Below are 17,753 nucleotides of genomic sequence, written 5' to 3'. Positions count from 1 at the left end.
ACTTTCGTGCATCTCCTTCTGCACGTGGCTGCCGACACCAGGCGAAAAACGACTGCCTGGTGAAGCGTTTCGCCATTTACTACATAAGCCAACACCGAGGTTTTCTCACGCCCTACCTGGGAACAGTGGACCGCATCGACGGTTCCTCGTTCTCTTATCGCCTGTTTCCGCAACAGGCGGCAGTGAGGAAGCACTGCAGCGATTTTCAATTTCATTGGTTTGAATCAGGCGCCTCATCCCGCCAGGCACCAGGCCTCTGCGCGCCGTGATGCTGCGCGGCTGATTCGGTGACAAGGAGATAATCATGAACATCAGGCATTTAGCCATTCTGTCGGCAACCGCCGTTGCATTTCTCTCGCTCAGTGACGCCGCGCAGGCCGGCGGCCCTGGCGGTCTATGCTCGAACCGGCATAACGTGTCCACCGTATTGCGAGCAGGCTGCGCAGGAAAGATTTGAGGGGAAGAAGGTCCTGGTCTACGGCTTCCGCTAGGTCGATCCCGGATAGGTCACGCTTGCTCGCTATGGCGCTTTCATGAGGGCGGCCAAGCCCGAGTCCGGGCACGAGTTGTCCGCCCTTCCTTTAATCGCTGCGCCTTCTTGAGATGATTGCGCCACTGCCCTGCGCTATCGCGGTACGCAGGCCACCGGTGCTCGTCATGCCGACGCGCCACCGACATGAACCGATTTTCTCCCTGCAACTATGCCGGCAGAAGACCGGCAACGCGATAGCTCTCAATTAACCCGTCGTAAAGAGAAATATCCGAGCGGCTCCTGGCAATGAGTTGAGCGCCAGCGACGGCCGCGAAGATGGCGCGAGCACGCTGCTCGCTATTTTCCGAGCTGACCACGGCCGCGGCGGACAGCACCTTACTCAGCCACGCAACATTCACATCCGCAAAGGTCTGGACCTCTTTCGTCACCGCCTCCGGCAGGTCATCGGATTCCGCGGCCATGAAGCTGCAGAGGCATATGCGATTGCCGCTCTCAAGGGCCTTGCGAAACGTCTCGGGATAGTGGCGCAGGCAGTCGATCGGATCCGCCGATTCGGCCAAAAGCGCATCCAGCGTAGCTGCCGAGTTTTCCCAATAACGCCTCGCCACCGCTGCGCCGAGATCGGCTTTGCTTGCGAAGTGATGATAGATGCTCGCAGCCTTGATCCCGACATCTTCAGCGAGATCACGATAATTCAGGCCGCCATAGCCGTGGGCCTGCGCAATCTTTGTGGCAGCCGCCAGGATTCGCTCCCTGGAACTCAAGCCTGAATCGTTCTTCACTACTACCGCCTCCGCAAACTGGAATGACTGTTTGACACAGGGGAGTATAGCCTCTATTGTTAACCTAACGATCGTTAGGTAGTTTCGTGGACGATATCTCCCCATATCATCCGACCCCTTGTAACAGATGGCACAGAGAGGCAAGCATGACTTCCAGCAGCATCAATTTCGACGTAAGCACTCTCCCGTTCATGACGATTTACGATTTCCCCAAAGGGCCTTATCCGACACGCGTCCGTATCGCGCTCGCGGAGAAAAATCTGCAATCGCGTGTCGAGTTCGTGATGGTCGATCTTTACGAGGGGGAGCACAAAAGGCCCGGGTTCATCGCCGGGAAAAACTACTCGGGCACGCTGCCGGTCCTCGAACTCAAGGACGGAACCTGCATCGCCGAATGCACCGCCATTACCGAATACCTCGATGCGCTCGATGGCGTCCCCACGCTGACCGGCAGGACACCGCTTGAAAAGGGCGTGATCCATATGATGAGCAAGCGCGTCGAGCTGGAGTTGCTCGATGCCATCAGTGTCTATTTCCACCATGCCACGCCAGGACTTGGACCGGACGTCGAGCTCTATCAGAACGCCGAATGGGGCTTTCGTCAGCGCGACAAAGCTCTGAGGGGCATGCGCTACTTCAATGACGTTCTGAAGAAGCAGCCGTTTGTCGCTGGGGATAACTTCTCGATGGCCGACATCACGCTCATTGGCGGCCTGGTCTTTGCGTCGATCGTAAAGCTGCCCGTGCCTGAGGAGTGCGAAGCTCTGCTAGCCTGGTACACGAGAATGCGGGAACGCCCGAGCGTCAGGAACCAGCCGGCGTTCGTTTGAAATCGCAGCATTGAGCGGGACCTCGCATGCAGATTCAGCGCCGACCCTCCCCCGTTCACCACGAGCAGGTATTGCTGTCTGGATATCGAAGCGTCGCGATCCGTGCGCGAGGTCGTTCCCGCTGCAACATAAGTGCAGCCGCAGCGGGATCCACACAACTAACTTACCAGCGATAGCCAACACCTGCGCCTGCGCCGACGGAACCGTGACCCGAAACGGCCGTGGTGATCGAGCCTTTCACCATCCACTTTTGCGTCGCGACCGACAGACCCAGCGCCATGGCGGACTGCCCGTCGTAGTTGCCCGCGGCAAGTGAAACGACCTTTTCACCCGGCAACACCGCTTGCGGCAAATTCGCCATGGCGATTGCGGACGCCGTGCCGGCGCTCGCGTCACGGCGATATCTCTGCAGATCATCGCGAACGCTGTTGACTGCGCTATTCAACTGCCGGACGTTGACTGCGTCGGTCGGAGCCGTACCGTCTGCCACGTTGGTAATCTGACGCTCAGCACCCGGCGCACCAACCGAAACCGTGTTGTCCCGGTCTGCAACTGAATTTGCACCCAGGGCAACCGAATTATTCGCGCTGGCCTGGCTGTTGGTGCCGATTGCCGTGGAATCCGCGCCGGTGACTTTGGAGTTCGAACCAATGGCGGTTGCACCCGTCGCCGTGGCAGTCGAGTTCACACCGATTGCCGTACCATTTGCAGCCGAAACGTTCGAACCGTTGCCGACAGCGGTTCCGTTCGATGCCGACACCGTCGAATTTTTACCCACGGCGGTGTCGGTAGCGTCGGTGACCGTGCCATTCGAGCCGGATGTCGAAATCTTGTCGACCGTGGTGGTGATTGACGCCAGATTGGTCGAGAGTGCCGAAACCTGCGAAGCGATCGAGAAAAGCTGCGAGCCGTTCACTGCGTCCGTGCTGGTGGCGCTGATTTGACCGGCGGCGACATTCTGCAACTGATGTTCCTGACCGACCGCACCGATACTCACGACGCCGGTCGGTGTTGCGCCCGCGAAGCCTCCGAAGGTGACGCCGTTCAGCGTGACGCTACTTACGTTCGTTGCCGCGCGCGTGACTGCGCCGGAACCGAGCGCCGTCGATTCAGCGGTCGAAGCCACGGCTGCGTTACCAATCGCGATTGAATTTACGCCCGTAGCCTGTGCGACAGAACCCAGCGCAATCGCATTGGCCGATGCGGCATTCGCCCCGAAACCAACCGCAACGGACGTGTTTGACGATGCGGTTGACGACTGACCAACTGCAATGGCCGATCCCCCGCTCGCCACGCTGGCGTTACCCAGCGCTACCGCGCTACCGCCGCTCGCCGTTGCGGCAAGGCCCACTGCCATTGCGCTGTTGCCGCTTGCGTTCGACCCGGCGCCTACCGCTACGGAATTCACATTAACTGCCGAGGCATTCTCACCAATAGCGATTGCGTTCTGGGCAGTTGCCTGTGCGCGGGAAACTGCAACACTACCAATCCCGGATGCAACGGAATCCACACCTACGGACGTGGCATCAACCGCGCTCGCGTTCGCCTGAAAACCCACCGCCGTTCCGCCAGCGGCTGCACTATTGGTGCCGACCGCCGTGGAGAACTCCGCGGTAGTGTGTGCCTGAGCGCCAATCGCGGTTGAGTTAAGATTCGCCGCGCTCGACCCACCGCCGAAAGCTACTGCCTGGCTGCCGGTTGCGACCGAATTTGCACCAACTGCCGTGGCATTCTGGCCGCTCGCAGTTGCCGTATCACCCAGAGCGGTTGCAGCTCCGCCATTAGCGATGACCTTGATCCCGACCGCCGTATTCTGACTGGTGTTGCTCGCGTCGCCGGCCACAGCGGGATTGGTCCCACCTGTACTCGCGGACGGAGCCGTAGCACCTCCTATCGTTGCAGTCGTTGCGCCGACCTCGCCGCCGACTGCCAGGTTATCTGCATGTGCATATCCAGCCGAGAGCGTGAGCGCCGTGAGTACAGCGAGAGCAACTTTCGACCTCAGGGGACTACCGCCACGGCCCATTTCCGCCTGCCCTACTTTGCCCTGCACGCCGCGCTGCGTTTCAGCCGCCGCGACCAGCGCGCCAATTCGACGATTCCAAACCAACTTATATCGGCTCTTATTCATTACGTTCCGCTCTCACTTGTCTGATAGTCAATAAAGGGATTCATGTCTGGTCTCCGTCACGCTGTGCCGTGGGAGTGACGGCACGGATGTCTTACGAAGCGAAAGAATCAGCAACTTTGTGTAATACCGCGGGGAATTATTGGCAGCGTTATTGCGGGAGTTGTTTTGCCAGAGGGACGAAATGCTTTGCTGGAGGGGAATTTCTTTTGCAATCGGTGCGCAAACCGCTCGATTTAAACTGAATTAACAATCTGATAGGCTTCGCGGCATTAAGCTGGCGACCGATTTCCACGAATTACCGCGAGGCTCAAGCTGCGCAATCCGCGGCCGTTAATCCGAACGTCACCGGTCAGTTCCTTTCGCCTACACGATGTCACCCCGAAACAGCGTCCTTACGGACGCCCATCTTCTTCTGATAGACGACCAGCCCGATCAGCTTCGCTTGCTGATTGATCTGGTGCGCAACGCTGGATGCAGGATCAGCGTCGGCTTCGACGGGTCACAGGCCTATCAACGCGCGCTGGCGATTTCACCCGATCTGATCCTGATGGACGTGCGCATGCCGCGCATAGATGGATTCGCCGCCTGCCGGCTGCTTGCCGCGGACCCTCGCACCGCTGCGATTCCGGTCATCTTTCTCACGGTGGCCGGGGACCTTCACGATCGGATCAACGGTCTGGAGATCGGCGGCGTGGACTACGTGGTGAAGCCGTTCGAGCCGGACGAGGTACTTGCACGGATTCGCGTTCATCTCGCCCGGACGCATGGCAATCGGTACGTCGCAGACGAGCCATCCGTTTCGGACTTCGCCGGCAATAGCGTCATCGTTCGCGCAGCCATCCGGCATTTGTCGCAAAACCTGAACAACCCGCCTACGGTCGAACAACTCGCGCGTCTCGTGGGGACCAATGAAAAACGACTGTCGCGCGCGTTCCGGGAGGATCTTGGCCAGACAGTATTCGAGTATCTTCGCGACGAACGCTTGCGGATTGCACAGAAGCTGCTGCGGCACACGCCTTTGAGTATCGCCAACATCGCCGAAGAGATTGGTTTTTCCAGTGCGGCGAATTTCGCCACGGCGTTTCGCGAGCGATTCCAGATGACGCCGTCAACCTACCGGGAGGAACAGCGCGGCTCGGAACCGACTGACACGCAGGAGTTCGCCGTCGATGCAGAGTAACGCCATCTTGACGACAGCCAGGTGGTACCGCTTGCTGTTTCTATGTCTGATCTGGTGGACAACCCAGGCATTGGCCGTCGATGTCGACACGACGGATAAACAGGCTCAACGGGTTCCCACCTTGAGCCAGGTGCAGGCATTCGAAGATGTCTCAGGCAAGATGGGGTTAGACGACGTTCTCGCGCTGCCCGCCGGAAACCCGCGAGGTTTCCTTCCCATGCAGCGGGATAAACAGAAGCCCGGTTTCACCCGCTCAGCATGGTGGCTGCGTGTGGCAGTGAGCAATGAGAGTTCAACGGCCGTCCCGCTCGTTCTCGCGCTGCTGGACGCGCGTCTGCAGAATGTAGACTTTTACGCCGGACGCAGCGGTCATTGGACACATGAGGGCGCCGGTCCCGCCGACCTGCCATCGCGGTCATCGTCGTCCCGCTATCCGCTGGCAGACTTCACGCTGGCGCCTGGCGAGCAGCTTCTTTTCCTCATCCGGGTATCCAGCAATACCGCACTCACGCTCGAACCAGAACTGTATTCGGCTGCGGCATATGACGCGCTGGAGAAACGGGCGGCACTCTGGAACGGCGGATTGACCGGCGGAACGTTGGCACTCGCCTGGTGCGCATTGCTCATCGCCTACTTTTCCCGCAGCGGCTCGTTTCTCGTCCTCGCGGCTCTTTGCGCCATGACCGCTCTATTCGAGGCGGCGGATCGCGGCTATACGAAGATATATCTATGGCCGCTCGCAACCGAATGGAGTGCCAGAAGTGTGACGGTGCTTGGATGTATTGCCGTCCTGCTATTCATCGTCTTCGTCTTGCGCATCTCTCACAGCGAAAAGGCCAATCTGCCCGCGCGCTACGTAATGCTTGGATTTGCATTACTCGAGTGCATCGCAGCTGCGGGGGCCGCATTCGGCAATCTGTTCGTTTTCGCGCAGATGGGCCTGTATGTGAATGCCCTGTTCGGTGTCGTCACGGTCGTCATCGCTGCACGGCTCTCGCGTCAGTCGACACCCACCGCGCGGATCATGCTGCTCACCATGATCTTCTCGCTGTTCAACTTTGCGCTGCGTATCCTCGAAACGCTCGGATCTTTGCCGGCGGCGCTCGCATGGCTGAAGTCCGACATTCATCCGAACCCCGTCGTTGCAATTATTGGGTTGGCCACCAATCTTATCGTGCTTGCGGCATGGATAAACCACGTCGGAAAACAGCGAATAGCGGCAAGGACCGAACTTGCGGATTGGCAACGAACCGAACACGAACGCTTACGCGAGCAGGTTGCGCAGCGCACGTTGGACCTGAACGAAGCATTGCTTTACGCCGAACAGAAAAACCAGCAACTGATCGAAACGCTCGGCTATGTCAGTCACGATCTCCGTGCGCCGCTTGCCACGATTACGGGTTATGCCAGGCAGTTGCTGGCGCTGGCCGACTCGAAACAGGTGGGTCCTATCCAGGCAATCGAGCGCAGCGTGAATTATCAACTCGGCCTGATCGACGAGCTGGTTGGCTACGCGAAAACCGAAATGCAGCCGTTGGATATCGTTCCAGTCGCAACGGACTTGCCCGCACTTCTCGACGACATTGCCGAATACGCGCTCACGCTCTGCTCGCAGTTGAACAACCAGTTCAGCTACCAGGCCCTGACGTCCTTGCCCCGTCGATTGACGATCGACGGCCGCCGGCTTCAACAGGTTTTGCTCAATCTGCTGTCGAACGCGTCCAAGTTCACCCGTGACGGCGTCGTCATGATGACGGTAAGAGCGCGCCTGGCGGAAGATCGATGGCACATGGGTTTTGAAGTCGCGGATACGGGCAGCGGTATCGAGATTGCAGATCAGTCGAAACTCGTTACGGCGTTTCGCCAGATACAGTCCGTGAACAGCAGCACGGGGCTTGGTCTTGTCATTGCACAGCGTATTGTCACCACGATGGGCGGCGATTTGCGCGTTTCAAGCGCACCGCATCGTGGTACTTCTTTTTCCTTCGAACTCGCCATTCCTGTTGCGCAGGATGTGGAGGCTTCGCCTTCGAACCGTGTACGGTATTCGTCTTATAGCTCTGCGCCAGGGCACTCACGACGCAAGCACCGCTTCGCGGCAACCGTCCTTCCCGAGAGCGAGCGCCGCAAACTGGCCGCGCTTGCTCGGGATGGTCGCCTGACTGACATAGAGCAGTGGATCGACAACATGATCGGGATTCACCCTTCAAGCGCAGCGTTTCTGGCTGAAATACGGCTTTGTATCGAAACGCTGGATTTCGTGGGTGTGGAGACTCTGGCGCTACCATCACGCGAGACGGCGACCCCTGCTCTTTAGACGATCGTGCCGGGCGGAGCGATCAAGTCCGGATCCCGTGCCTCACTTAACCCCGCTCCCGGTCGACGCCAGAAATCAACTGCGTCACCTGCTCCCAGAACCATTGCGCGCCCGGGTCCCTGGCGCTGCGCCGATGCCGTACCGCGCTCAGTGAAAAATTTCGCTCCAACGTGGCGACGCTGCTGGCGCGATAACGTCCAAGCAAGGCAAGCGGTGCGATCAGGCTGCGCGGCAGCCATACAGCGAGATTGCTCGTAGAAAGGATCATTGGGACTGCGAGGTAATGCGCGACCCGCAGTCGAACCTGGCCGGTTAGACCCTGTTCGGCGATCAGTTGCTCGACGTCCGGAAAACGCCCCACCAGCACGAACTCGAACTGCGCCAACAATTCCCGCGTGATCGTTTGACCCGCAAGCGGATGATGCTCGCCCATCACGAGCACATAGTCCTGATCGAACAAATGCGCGCGTTCGAACTCGACACCCATGTCGGGCAATTGCCCTAGCGCGATATGCACGGCGTTGGTTTCGAGCGCGCTTGCGAGTTCGCCTAGCGGAATCTTGACCGACCGAAGCCGCAGATTGGGCGCGATCGTTGCTAGATGCCGGTGCAAGGTGGGCAGGAACGAAAGTTCGCCGCTGTCGCTCATGCTGATCACGAAGGTGCGATCCGATTGCTCGGGCACGAATGTGCCGGCTTCCTGCAGCGTGTCATGAATTTCGCTTAGCGAGCGGTGAATGGCCGGCGCGATCAGGTTCACCAGCTCGGTGGGTTCGACACCACCGGGACAGCGCCTGAACAGCTGATCCTTGAGCAGTAGACGCAGACGCGTAAGCGCGCCGCTTACGACCGGCTGCGAAACGTCGAGACGCAGCGCCGCGCGGCCAATGTTGCGTTCTACGTAGACGGCGTCCAGCACTTCGAGCAGTGCGAGATCGATGCGCGCCTCGCTGGTCTGTGCGCGCCGGTTCATCGTGCCTCCCGCGAACTGTTCAGCGAAGTGCGCACAAGTCCACTCATCCACATCAACGCGGGGTCGAGCGCCGCGCGCGGGTGCCGAAACAGATTGACCGCAACCGCGCGTTGCTGGATCGGCGGCGTGACAATCCGGTATTTGCCGAACGCGACGATCGCTCGCGCAACGCTGTGCGGCAGCCACACGGCCAGGTCGCCGCCGTGCAGCAAGGCGGGCACCGACAGATAGAACGACGTACGCACGCTGATCTGCCTCGTCAGGCCAAGGTCCGCCATCAGTTGTTCGACGTCCGGCGATTCGCCGGCCACCACATAGCGCGTCTGCTGCAGCGCCTCGCGCGACGGGTTGCGCGGCAGCGCGTGTGAACGGGCGACAAGCAACACAAACGGGTCGTTGAACAGGTGCTCACGCACGATGTCGTCTCCGAGCACACCATAGCTGCCTATCGCGAAGTCGATTTCGCCGGCTTGCAGCGCCTGCGGGATACGCTGCGTCGGGATCTGCGTCGTCTCGAGCCGCACGCGAGGCGCCAACTCCTCGACGCGTTGCCGCAGCGACGGCACCGCAACGATCTCGATGCTGTCGCTCATGTGCAGGCGGAAGGTACGCTGCGCGGCGCCCGGCTCGAAGCCGAAACGCTGCACGAGGCAACCTTCGAGCAAGGTCAGCGCTTCGCGGATACGCGGCGCCAGCACGGTCATCAGTTCAGTGGGCGCCACACCGCTGCCGGTCCGGACGAACAGGCGGTCCTCCAGCAGCGCACGCAACGTGACCAGCGCGTTGCTGACCCGCGGCTGGGACAGATTGAGCCTGACTGCCGCCCGGCTCACGCTGCGCTCGCTGTACACCGCATCGAGGATCCGCAGCAGGTTCAGGTCGATATCGTTGATATTCATGACACGAATATACGATCAAACGCCTGCGGCGTAGTGGAAAAAATAACCCGGACCTAGACTGCACTCGAAGCCGTTTCATGACGACACGGCCGCCGCCCACTCCGCTCAATCCACCCTGCGCGCGCGTCAGCGCCGCGCCTCGAGGTAACCAGCCAAGCATGATCACGATCACCGGATACAGCGACGTTCTTTCGGCCGGACCCGGCGAAACCGTCGAATTCAAGGTCTCCAGCAAGTCGCCGCACCCTTTTACCGCCGAACTGGTGCGCGTGATTCACGCCGATCCCAATCCCGCCGGCCCCGGCATGCGCTTCGAGCCGCTCGGCCAAGTGTTTGCGGGTACTTTCGCGTCGCTCGACAAGCCGTTACTGCCAGGTTCTTTCGCGCGCGTGAGCGGCGTGCCGGCAGCGGGCTCCGCAGCCGGGCTCGTGGCCGGCGCGCGCATCCGGCCAACTGCGCTCGCCCGCGCCGACCAGTGCGTGATGTCGCAATGGAACACGGCACGCCACACGGGTTTCGCGCTGCTGGTGAGCGAGCGAGGTATCGAGCTGAGGCTTGGCGCCGGTCCGGGCGAAGCGCCTGTGCGCGTGCTATGCGCGGCACGACTCGACGTCCGATGGTATGACGTCTGGTTCGCGATCGATACCGCATCGAACCGGATCGAGGTAGGCGTCACCGAAGTCGACGGCAGCATCGCTGAGCCGGTGCGGTGCCGAACGCGGCAAATGCTCGGCGCTGGCTGGCTCACACCGCACCACGCTGACAGCGTGGATCTGCTGATCGGCACACTCGAAGACGGTGCTGACCGGCACGCGCATTTCAACGGCCAGATCGAAGCGCCATTTGTCGCCGATGCGCTGCCCTCACCCGCCAGGCTTGCCGCTACAGTCGAATACGCAGCGCCGCGTGCCAGCGACTTCGGCGCAGATGCGCTTTACGCCGCGTGGGATTTCGCACGTGGCATCGACACGTTGGAGATCGCCGACACGACGCCGCATGCACGCCATGGCACGCTCCAGAACCTGCCGACGCGTGCGGTGCGCAGCAGCGCGTGGAACGGGCGTGAGCGCTGCTGGCGCACGGCGCCGGCCCACTATGCCGCCATCCATTTCCATGACGACGATCTGCATGACGCCGGCTGGTCGACCGATTTTGCGTTCACCGTGCCCGCGACGCTGAAAAGCGGTGCCTACGCAATGCGGCTGAGCGTCGACGGCGCCACGGACTATCTGCCCTTCTACGTTCGCCCCGAACTGGGCCGGCCGGGCGCCCCGCTCGTATTCGTCGCGGCAACCTACACGTATCAGGCGTATGCGAACTACGCACGCGGCAACTTCGACGCGGCACTGCGCGACAAGGTCGGGCGATGGGGCGCGTATCCGCACAATCCCGACGACCATCCGGAAGTCGGTCTCGCGACCTACAACCTGCATTCGGACGGCAGCGGCGTGATGTTCTCGTCACGCCTGCGTCCGATGCTGACGATGCGTCCGGGTTTCCTCACATTCGACGATTCGCACGGCTCCGGTTGCCGCCATTACATCGCGGACTCGCACCTGCTCGACTGGCTCGAGCACGAAGGCTTTTCATTCGACGTGGTCACGGACGACGATCTGGAGCGCTTCGGCGCCGCGCTGCTCGAACCGTATGCTGCGGTGCTCACGGGCACGCACCCCGAGTACCACACGGCCGCGACGCTCGACGCCTTAGCCGGCTACAAGCGCAGCGGCGGCAACCTGGCTTATCTGGGCGGCAACGGTTTCTACTGGCGCGTCGGCCGCTCGGCGCGCGTGCCGGGCGCGCTCGAGGTGCGGCGCACCGAAGGCGGCGTGCGCGCGTGGGCGGCCGAATCCGGCGAGTACTTTCACGCGCTCGATGGTGAATACGGCGGACTGTGGCGCAGCAGCGCGCGAACGCCCCAGCAGCTGGTCGGCGTCGGTTTCAGTTCGCAGGGACCGTTCGAGGGATCGCATTACCGCGTGCTCGACGCCGCGCGCAGCCAGCCCGGCGGCTCGCTGCTCAAAGACATCGCGGGTCCGCTGTTCGGCGGCTATGGACTGTCCGGCGGCGGCGCGGCCGGCTTCGAACTGGATTCGACCGAAGCGGCCGACGGCACTCCGGCCAATGTCACCATCCTCGCCCGCTCCGAAGGCCACAGTGCCGCCTTTGGACCGGCGCTCGACGCCCTGCTGTCGCACACGGCAACGCGTGCGCGGAAAACACCCGACACGCTGATTCGATCCGAGATCGTCTATTACGAAACCGGCCATGGAGGCGCGGTGTTCTCGGTCGGTTCGATCACGTTCTGCGGTGCGCTTTCGCACAACGACTATCGCAACGACGTGAGTACGCTGCTGCGAAACGTGCTTATCCGCTTTTCACCCGACCGCGGCGCACAAGCTCACGCCGTGCCTGCCGTCGCCCACACCGAGGTCAACTGATATGTCCGAACAATGTCCCGCCCGTCTCGTTGGCGATACGCCGCACGGCGGCAGCGTAATGAGCTTCTATTTGCCGAAGGGCGCGGCACGCCCGCCACGCGTCGCACGCGGCGAAGGCATCTACCTTTATGACGAGAGCGGCGAGCAGTTTCTCGACGCCACCTCCGGCGCGGTCGTCAGCAACCTCGGCCATTCGAATCCGCGCGTCGTCGCGGCGATGATTGAACAGGCACAGCGCGTCACGTTCGCCTATCCACGCTTCTTCGAAAGCGAACACAACGTGCGTCTCGCCGATCGCCTGACCGGCCTCGCGGGGGAAGGTTTCGAGCGGGCCTTTTTCGTGTCGGGCGGCTCCGAAGCAAACGAATCGGCGCTCAAGCTCGCGCGGCAGTATGCGGTAGCGCGCGGCGAAGCCACGCGTTACAAGGTCATCTCGCGCGACCCGAGCTACCACGGTTCGACGATGGGCGCGATGGCGGTGACCGGCGATTCGTTCACTGAGTCCATCTATGGCCCGATGTACAGGACCATGCCGAAAATCCCCGCGCCAATGACCTACCGGCTGCCACCGGGTGTGAGCGCCGCCGATCACGTGGCGACCTGTGCCCGGGCGCTGGAAGAGAAGATTCTCGAGGAAGGGCCGCAAACCGTGCTGGCTTTCATCATCGAGCCGATCGGCGGCTTATCGAGCGGCGCGCTCGTGTCGCCGCCGTCGTACTACCGGTCGGTTCGGGAAATCTGCGATCGCTACGGTATCCTTCTCATTCACGATGAAATCATGAGTGGCGCGGGGCGCAGCGGCGCGTTCCTCTCTTCGCAGCATTGGGAGGGTTCGCGGCCTGATATTGTCACGCTGGCCAAGGGGCTCGCGGCGGGCTATACGCCGTTTGGCGCGGTACTTGCACCGAACCGCATCGTCGAGACGATTGCGGACCAGGGCGGTTTCGTGCACGGCCATACGTATTTCTCGAATCCGTTCTCGTGCGCGGTCGCCGCTGCCGTACTCGACGAAGTGGTCGAGCAGCAACTCGTCGAGCGGGCGGCGCGGATGGGCACCTATCTCGATGCACAATTACGCGGCCTGCAGCAGCGCTGCCGGTTGATCGGTGACGTGCGCGGCAAGGGACTGTTGATGGCCCTCGAACTCGTCGCCGACCCCGTCACGAAACGGCAGTTGCCGGTGGCCATGAATGCGCCCGCCCGGCTCACGAATTACGGCCTCGCGCACGGTATCGCGCTTTACAACCGGCGCGCCAATCGTGGTCAGTTCGGCGACATTCAGCTGATCGCGCCGCCGCTGATCGTGACGGAGCCACAGATCGATGAACTGATCGCACGGCTCGAACGTTCGCTTGCCGACTTTGAACGCGATCTCGATCGCGAAGGCCTGCTCGCGTGACGTAAAGATCGGCACGCCTTCAAGGTATGGCGTTCACGCCGGTCGCGCAGTCCGTGTGCGAACCGCACACTATCTTCTTCCGGCCTCGACATTGAGCCGCGCCGCCTCCGGGCGACGCGGCTTTTTTCGTTCGGTTTGCGATCTACCGGCAGGCGTAAGCGCACGCCACACGCCCGCCTCGCGTTTGCCTATCTGCCGTCAAGGCTGCGCCAACCAGCGCTTTTTTGCAGATATTCGTTTCGCGAATATCAACTAATCGGTAAAGCGCGTCGCGCACGCAATTTTGTCTTTCTACTGTTCGCCCTGTGCCGTGACACGTGGCCTCTTCAAGCACGGCCGGCCTTCACTCTACGACCCAGGGACTCGCCCATGAATTCTTCGCTTCAAGGCACCCATACGCCGGCGGCGCGCCGCCGGCATGCGGTGATCTCTGCCACGATCGGCAACGCACTCGAATGGTTCGACATCATTGTGTTCGGCTTTCTTGCGATCACCATTTCGAAGCTTTTTTTCCCGGCCAAGGACGAGCTGACCTCGCTGCTGATGACGGTTGCGACCTTCGGCGTATCGTTCTTCGTCCGGCCGATCGGCGCGGTCGTGCTTGGCATCTATGCCGACCGTGCCGGCCGCAAGGCAGCGCTATCGCTGTCGATGCTGATGATGACGGCCGGCACCCTGGCCATCGCATTCGCGCCGACGTATGCGTCGATCGGCCCGTGGGCGACATTCGTGATCGTTGTATCGCGCGTGATCCAGGGCTTTTCGGCAGGCGGCGAGTTCGGCAGCTCGACCACCTTCCTGCTCGAACACACCCCCGAGAGCGAGCGCGGCTTCTATGCGAGCTGGCAAGTCGCGAGCCAGGGTTTGACCGCGGTGCTCGCGGCACTGTTCGGCATGCTGGTCACCCTTCTGCCTGCCGACGCGCAACTCTCCTGGGGCTGGCGCGTGCCGTTCCTGTTCGGCGCGCTGATCGGACCGGTGGGCTTCTACATCCGCCGCAAGGTCGAGGAAACCCCGCAGTTCGTCGCCGAGGTGCAAAAGCTTGCCGGTGCGGCGCCGAGGTTCGCCAGCGGTCTTGGCGGTCTTGTGCCTGCCACCGGTCTGATCGTACTGTCGACGATCGGCTCATACGTCCTGCTGCTGTACATGCCGACTTACGCGATCCGCCAGTTGCATCTGACGCCGTCGCTCGCCTACTACTCCGTGATGGCCGCCGGGCTCGTGCAGTTCGTGCTGGCACCCTGCTTCGGCGCCTTGGCGGACCGCATCGGCGCGGCGCGCGTGATGGCGCCTGGCGGGCTCCTTGTGGGCCTCGGCATCTATCCGGCCCTTGTCTTTATCGACGCCGCGCCCAGCGTGACGCGTCTTGTCGTGATGCAGTTCGTGCTCGGGATCGGTCTCGCCGCCTATTTCGCACCGGTGCCAGCGTTGATGGGGCGTCTCTTTCCAACCGCCTCCCGCACAACCGGCCTGTCCGTCAGCTACAGCCTGGCCGTGACGATCTTCGGCGGCTTCGCGCCGTTCATCGTCACCTGGCTGATCGGCAAGACCGGCGACAACCTGTCGCCCGCCTACTACGTCGCGTTTGGCGCGCTCGTCAGTCTGAGCGCCTTGCGGTACTGCCGCGCGCAGAGCGGCAAGCGGCCGCCTGGCGCAACGGCACTATCCGCTTCGCCTTTCGTTGCGCCGAGAAACCGCAACGATGCCGCCGACGCGCCCCATGTCAACAATTGCACCCACTAAGCCTTCAATCGACATTTCCCAGGTAACGCCATGAAAATCACGACCATTGCACTGATTCCCGGCATGCTTGCTTGCGGCATTGCAAGCGCCCAATCGTCCGTCACGCTGTACGGCGCGATCGACACGGGCCTGCGCTATACCACCAACGCCGCCACCGCGAAAAGCGCGACCAGTTGGGCACTGGGATCGGGGGCGCTGATGGGAAGCCGCTTCGGGCTAAAAGGCAGCGAAGACATCGGCGGCGGCACCGCCGTAAAGTTCGTGCTCGAGAACGGCTTCCTTCCGACTACCGGCACATTCGACCAGCAAGGACAGCTATTCGGCCGTCAGGCCTGGGTCGGCATCGATAATCCGACCTACGGCGCCTTGCAGATGGGCCGCATGTACAGCCTGCCGTTCTGGCAGCTCTCAAACTACGACACCTTCAACTTCCCCAACTATCTGCAGGAAGCCTGGCAAACGCGCTTCTTTGGCGTGAGGCTGGACAATTCCATGAAGTATTCGATTTCGCGCGACGGCTTTTCTCTGCAATTGCAGCATTCGTTCGGCGGCCAGGCGGGCGATTTTCAGGCGGGCTCGACCGATGCCGTCGCGCTCTCCTACAACGGCAACGGTTTTGCCGCCGGCGCGGTTGCGCAACGATCGAGCGACGCAGCGGACCGGCACGCGAACGTGTTCGGCGGCGGTGCGAACTATACGCTCGGGCCGGTCGCGATGTACGGGCTCTATATCTACTCCCGGCGCGACGCCGGGTTTACGGTGGGCTCCGCGGCGGGATCGCCGCTCGCCAACACGAGCATGCTGTCCAATGTCAATACCGCGGCCGGCGCCAATACGCAGACCGCGAGCCGTCGCGATTCCTACGTGGATATCGGCGTCAACTATCGCGTGACTCCCGCGCTGAGCGCAGGGGTAAGTCTGATGTTCGACAACGTGACCGGCGTCGCGGGCAACGAAGGCGGCAAGATCAAGACGCTCGTCGCACTCGTCGACTATCACCTGTCGAAACGAACCGACGTCTACGCCGAACTCGACCGCAACGTCCTGAACGGCGCTTCCGTGACCGACCCCAACAATCCCGTGGGCAGCTTCGGCGGACGGGCCAGCCAGACAGGCGCCACGCTCGGTCTGCGTACGCTCTTTTAAGCCGTTCCTTGCGGCCGCGCTCGCTCCAGGACAGGCTGATACCGGTAGATGCATTGATGCGGTATCGTATTGGGCAGCGCGCGCCTCGAATCGTCACTGCGAGGGGGCGCCCCGGCCAGGCGTGCTGGCGCTGGGCTAGCATCATCCGTTCGCCTGCCATACGGTGACGTGCGAGTTGCTCGCACAGTTCGAGTGCCGGCTGGTCGGTGGCTTTCAAACGGAAAAGAGCATTGATGACCGACATCGACGTTAGGCTCCTGCAGATTTTCGCCGAGATCCATGCGACGCGAAGCGTCTCCCTGGCCGCCCTGAATCTCGGGCTTTCACAGCCGACCGTGTCGTCCAATCTCGCGCGGCTTCGTGATCACTATCAGGACCCGCTGTTCGTGCGTGCGTCGCAAGGACTGGAGGCGACCGGCTTCGCCAATGAACTGCACCGGCAAGCGGTGGTCCTGCTCGCATCGTTCGACGCGCTGTCGAAACTGCGTCAAAGCTTCGATCCCCTGACCGCAAAGCGGGTCTTCCGGCTGGCGATGAGCGACCTCAGCCAGATCGTATTGCTGCCCGCGCTGCTGAACCGGCTGCGCACGGTCGCGCCCGGCGTACGCATCCGCGTGATTCATATCGACGAGGACACTGCCGGACTGCTGGAAACCGGCGAGACCGATCTGGCAGTCGGTTTCATGCCGCAACTCGATGCCGGCTTTTACCAGCAGAAACTCTTCAATCAGCATTACGTCGGCATCGCCGCACCCGGTCATCCGCGTCTCGCGCGCGAACCGTCGCTCGACGCATTCCTTGGCGAAGGGCATGTCGTCGTCACGACCTCCGGCACCGGGCATTCGGTGATCGACCGCACGCTGCGACAGAAGTCGCTGGAGCGTAACGTGGTGCTCGAAGTGCCGAGCTATCTCGGCCTCGCCAACATCGTGGCCCAAACCGATCTGGTCGCTACCGTGCCGCGGCATTTTGCCGACATGCTCGAACGCGACGGCACAACCCGCGCCTTCGACCTGCCGTTCGACGTGCCGACTTACCAGATCAAACAGCACTGGCACGAACAGTTTCATCAGGATTCGGCGCATCGCTGGATGCGCTCCACGCTGACTGAACTCTTCCTTGAATCGCCGGCGGGTACCGGCGTCGCTGGCTAAATCGCGCGAAAGCACCGGCCAGGGCCTGCCTGGCCACCTCCCTCTGCGCACCCGGCATCCGGTGTATCGGTAAAACCGATACACCGCACAAAACCCGCTTTATGGACGGATTCGCGTCGCCGCGACAGACTGGCATGCACAACAACGCATTCCCGGAAACCTTGCGCTCCGGCCGTGCGCCCAGAAACTGCTCGCCTGGCAGCTGATCGTTTCCAGATCGCCACCGCCGCGGCGAAGATAGGCAGGAGACACCATGTATCAGGAT

At 61.8% G+C, this 17,753-nt stretch carries 13 protein-coding genes; 9 read left to right on the top strand and 4 right to left on the bottom strand.

Features of this window, described 5'->3' with window-relative positions; translation table 11 throughout:
- The first annotated feature begins 304 nt into the window (after positions 1-304).
- Positions 305-457: a hypothetical protein gene (locus tag BCY88_RS39775; RefSeq protein WP_183081259.1), complete on the top strand. Its 153-nt coding sequence runs from the start codon at positions 305-307 to the stop codon at positions 455-457.
- Positions 458-699: 242 nt separating this feature from the next.
- Here BCY88_RS39775 and BCY88_RS03085 read toward each other — a convergent pair whose 3' ends face one another.
- A complete protein-coding gene (locus tag BCY88_RS03085) occupies positions 700-1,275 on the bottom strand; it encodes a TetR/AcrR family transcriptional regulator (protein ID WP_120342826.1) in 576 nt (191 codons plus the stop codon).
- Between the two features lie 146 nt (positions 1,276-1,421).
- Between BCY88_RS03085 and BCY88_RS03080 the strand changes: the two genes are divergently transcribed.
- A complete protein-coding gene (locus tag BCY88_RS03080) occupies positions 1,422-2,105 on the top strand; it encodes a glutathione S-transferase (protein ID WP_120342825.1) in 684 nt (227 codons plus the stop codon).
- Positions 2,106-2,268: 163 nt separating this feature from the next.
- On the opposite strand, the gene BCY88_RS03075 is transcribed toward BCY88_RS03080, so the two are convergent.
- Positions 2,269-4,236 carry a YadA family autotransporter adhesin gene (locus BCY88_RS03075; RefSeq protein WP_120342824.1) on the bottom strand — a complete coding sequence of 656 codons (1,968 nt, stop codon included), beginning with the start codon at positions 4,234-4,236 and terminating at the stop codon, positions 2,269-2,271.
- Between the two features lie 370 nt (positions 4,237-4,606).
- On the opposite strand from BCY88_RS03075, the gene BCY88_RS03070 reads away from it, so the two are divergent.
- Both BCY88_RS03070 and BCY88_RS03065 read left to right on the top strand, forming a co-directional pair.
- The gene (locus BCY88_RS03070) at positions 4,607-5,416 is read left to right on the top strand and encodes a response regulator transcription factor (RefSeq protein WP_120342823.1); all 810 of its coding nucleotides are present in this window, start codon (positions 4,607-4,609) and stop codon (positions 5,414-5,416) included.
- Between the two features lie 70 nt (positions 5,417-5,486).
- Complete coding sequence (locus tag BCY88_RS03065; RefSeq protein WP_259461219.1) at positions 5,487-7,733, top strand: sensor histidine kinase; 2,247 nt, start codon at positions 5,487-5,489, stop codon at positions 7,731-7,733.
- A 46-nt stretch (positions 7,734-7,779) separates the two neighbouring features.
- Here BCY88_RS03065 and BCY88_RS03060 read toward each other — a convergent pair whose 3' ends face one another.
- Together BCY88_RS03060 and BCY88_RS03055 are read right to left on the bottom strand one after the other, a co-directional pair.
- Positions 7,780-8,706, bottom strand: a complete 927-nt coding sequence (locus tag BCY88_RS03060; RefSeq protein ID WP_120342821.1) for a LysR family transcriptional regulator — start codon at positions 8,704-8,706, stop codon at positions 7,780-7,782.
- Complete coding sequence (locus BCY88_RS03055) at positions 8,703-9,605, bottom strand: LysR substrate-binding domain-containing protein (RefSeq protein ID WP_120342820.1); 903 nt, start codon at positions 9,603-9,605, stop codon at positions 8,703-8,705. Before BCY88_RS03055 ends, BCY88_RS03060 begins: the two co-directional genes overlap by 4 nt.
- A 158-nt stretch (positions 9,606-9,763) precedes the next feature.
- On the opposite strand from BCY88_RS03055, the gene BCY88_RS03050 reads away from it, so the two are divergent.
- From BCY88_RS03050 to BCY88_RS03030, 5 genes are all read left to right on the top strand, one after another.
- A complete protein-coding gene (locus BCY88_RS03050) occupies positions 9,764-12,046 on the top strand; it encodes a N,N-dimethylformamidase beta subunit family domain-containing protein (RefSeq protein WP_120342819.1) in 2,283 nt (760 codons plus the stop codon).
- A gap of 1 nt (position 12,047) precedes the next feature.
- Entirely contained in the window at positions 12,048-13,445 is a 1,398-nt protein-coding gene (locus tag BCY88_RS03045) for an aminotransferase family protein (RefSeq protein WP_183081258.1), read from the top strand.
- A 369-nt stretch (positions 13,446-13,814) separates the two neighbouring features.
- Positions 13,815-15,188, top strand: coding sequence for an MFS transporter (locus BCY88_RS03040; RefSeq protein WP_120342818.1), 1,374 nt, complete (start codon positions 13,815-13,817; stop codon positions 15,186-15,188).
- Between the two features lie 30 nt (positions 15,189-15,218).
- On the top strand, positions 15,219-16,334 hold the full coding sequence (locus BCY88_RS03035) for a porin (RefSeq protein WP_120342817.1): 1,116 nt from the start codon (positions 15,219-15,221) through the stop codon (positions 16,332-16,334).
- Positions 16,335-16,567: 233 nt separating this feature from the next.
- A complete protein-coding gene (locus BCY88_RS03030; protein WP_120342816.1) occupies positions 16,568-17,488 on the top strand; it encodes a LysR family transcriptional regulator in 921 nt (306 codons plus the stop codon).
- Positions 17,489-17,753 lie beyond the last annotated feature (265 nt).

The organism is Paraburkholderia fungorum (assembly GCF_003610895.1).
Taxonomy (GTDB): Bacteria; Pseudomonadota; Gammaproteobacteria; order Burkholderiales; family Burkholderiaceae; genus Paraburkholderia; species Paraburkholderia fungorum_B.
Note: the sequence above shows the minus strand (reverse complement) of the source record. Positions and strands in the feature narration are given on the sequence as shown.